This is a genomic window from Streptomyces albus subsp. chlorinus, assembly GCF_013302895.1.
In the GTDB taxonomy this organism is placed as follows: domain Bacteria; phylum Actinomycetota; class Actinomycetes; order Streptomycetales; family Streptomycetaceae; genus Streptomyces; species Streptomyces chlorinus.
This window is the reverse complement of record NZ_VJOK01000001.1, coordinates 1,646,996-1,648,807: the sequence shown is the minus strand read 5'-3', so window position 1 is coordinate 1,648,807 and position 1,812 is coordinate 1,646,996. Positions and strand designations below refer to the sequence as shown.

General features: G+C 74.9%; 1 protein-coding gene and 2 pseudogenes. 2 read left to right on the top strand and 1 reads right to left on the bottom strand.

The genetic code is table 11. From position 1 onward, the window contains the following. Positions 1 to 143 precede the first annotated feature (143 nt). Both FM076_RS07490 and FM076_RS33480 read left to right on the top strand, forming a co-directional pair. Positions 144 to 1,202: pseudogene (locus tag FM076_RS07490) on the top strand (endo-alpha-N-acetylgalactosaminidase family protein); the annotation flags it as partial. Beyond that, positions 1,181 to 1,363, top strand: a pseudogene (locus FM076_RS33480) (AraC family transcriptional regulator); the annotation flags it as partial. The pseudogenes FM076_RS07490 and FM076_RS33480, both read left to right, overlap by 22 nt. A gap of 106 nt (positions 1,364 to 1,469) precedes the next feature. Here FM076_RS33480 and FM076_RS33475 read toward each other — a convergent pair. Next, positions 1,470 to 1,812 (bottom strand): PfkB family carbohydrate kinase (locus tag FM076_RS33475; protein WP_243274357.1); only part of this gene is annotated, 343 nt, incomplete at its 5' end.

Below are 1,812 nucleotides of genomic sequence, written 5' to 3'. Positions count from 1 at the left end.
GCGCCCGCTCCTTCCAGGCGTCGGGTCGTCCCCCTCCGTCGCGGAAATCCAACAAGCCCGCACGCATGTCCATGGGCAGGGCGGCACGGCGTCGCCAAGGTGGGGCGGCGGACCAGTGGCGCTCCCGGACCAGTGGCGCCCCGGAGCTGTACGCGGCACGCGTGGAACTGGACAAGGCCGGGAGCGGCGACACCCACCTCCGCCTCACCGGCAGCACCGCGCCCGACCCCGAACCGGTGGGCTGTGCCTACGCGGTCGTGGCGACGGGAGAGCTGGCCGCGGCGATCGAGACGAACACCGTCTACGACAAACCGGCCGCGACCCCGGGCGCGAGCTGGGACAACGGCCGGCTGTGGCGGCAGACGGCCGTGGCCGGCGACGGCGTGCGCGTCGCCCGGCCGGCCTGCGGGCAATGGACGTACCGGGCCGCCACCGCGGGGACCGGCCAGACGGAGCCGCTGCCGCGCACCACCGCCGTCGTCACCCGGGACCGCAACGGGGACGGCGTGGCCGACTGGCAGGACGCCGCCATCGCGCTGCGCGACATCATGGTGAATCCGCGCGGCGCCGACGAACAGCACCTGCGGGTCGTCCCGCACATCCCGTTCAACTTCGCCAGCCAGGCCACCAACCCGTTCCTGACCACACTCGACCAGGTCAAGCGCATCCACCTGGCGACCGACGGGCTGCGCCAGTTCACCCTGCTCAAGGGCTACCAGTCCGAGGGGCACGACTCGGCACACCCCGACTACGCGGACAACTACAACGCGCGCGCGGGCGGCCTGGCCGACCTCAACACGCCGCTGCGCGAGGGCAGGAAGTGGAACTGCGACTTCGCGGCGCACATCAACGCCACCGAGTCCTACCCGGTCGCCCGCGCCTTCCGTGAGGAACTCGTCGACAAGACGGACGAACAGTGGGACTGGCTCGACCAGTCCTACCGCATCGACCAGCGCCGCGACCTGGTCAGCGGCGACATCGCCACCCGGCTGAGGAAGCTGCGCGAAGACACCGACGAGGGCCTCGGCATGCTCTGCATCAACGTCTTCGGCGAGTCCGGCTGGACCTCCGACCGCCTCCAGCGCGTCCTGCGCGAACAGGGCTGGCAGGTGACCACCGAGTGGGGCCACGGCCTGGAGCGCTCCGCACTGTGGTCGCACTGGGCGACCGAGACCGATCCGTCTCCACGGTCGCCCGCCGGGTCGGCTACGGCGATCCGGCGTACTTCTCCCGCCTCTTCACCCGGCGCGTCGGCACACCCCCCGTGCGCTTCCGCGCCACCCAGTCCCGCACGGTCCCCGGCGGCTACGCCCCCCGCGTCCCCGACCCGGACCACCCGCCGGTGCTCCCGTCGATGCGCTGAGGGCGGACGGGTCCGCGACCGAGAGGCCCCGGTCGAGGGCCCGCGACTGAGGGGCCGGGCCCGAGCGGGACGGGTCAGGGGCGGGTGCTGGCCGGGGCGGTCCTGGTCAGGAGCGCGGCGGGGCCGAGCCGAGGAGCGCGGCCAGCGGGTCCCCGGGGGCCAGCAGCGCCGCGACCTCCGCGGCGGTGGGGCCGGTGGCCGGACCGTGCCGGGTGACGGCCACCGAGGCGGCCAGGTTGGCACCGCGCGCCGCGTCCAGCGGGCGGGCACCCCGGCCCAGCAGGGCGAGGAAGGCACCGACATGGGCGTCACCCGCCCCGTTGCTGTCCACCGCCCGCACGGGCCGCCCGGGAACGTGGACGGCGCCGTCCCCAGCGGCGACCAGCCAGCAGCCGTCCACGTCGCCGCGCACCAGGACGCCCGCGCCCGGCCGCAGTCGGCGGGACAGC